At 52.1% G+C, this 382-nt stretch carries 1 protein-coding gene; it reads left to right on the top strand.

Annotated features, from left to right (window positions below; translation table 11 throughout):
* A partial coding sequence (locus tag A3766_RS09385) for a potassium transporter TrkG (RefSeq protein WP_304440953.1) occupies nucleotides 1-382 on the top strand: 382 nt, incomplete at both ends.

The following is a 382-nucleotide window of genomic DNA, read 5'->3' as shown; positions in this document are numbered from 1 at the left end:
CCTGATTTACGCTTCGTTGATGCTTACTTTGAGTCCCTATCGGGGCTAACCACCACTGGCGCGACCGTCATTACCGGGATAGATGACCTGCCCAAATCTATCTTGTGGTACCGACAACAATTGCAATGGCTTGGCGGCATGGGCTTGATCGTACTGGCTGTCGCCATTCTTCCAATGCTAGGCATTGGTGGTATGCAGCTATACCGAGCAGAGACTCCCGGCCCGGTAAAAGACAGTAAATTAACGCCTCGAATCACCGAAACCGCCAAAGCTCTTTGGTATATATACCTCGGGCTAACAGTCGCTTGCGCGCTATCTTACTGGGCCGCTGGAATGACCCTGTTTGACGCCATAGGCCATAGTTTTTCGACCATCGCCATCG

Source organism: Oleiphilus sp. HI0132, assembly GCF_001635845.1.
Note: the sequence above shows the minus strand (reverse complement) of the source record. Positions and strands in the feature narration are given on the sequence as shown.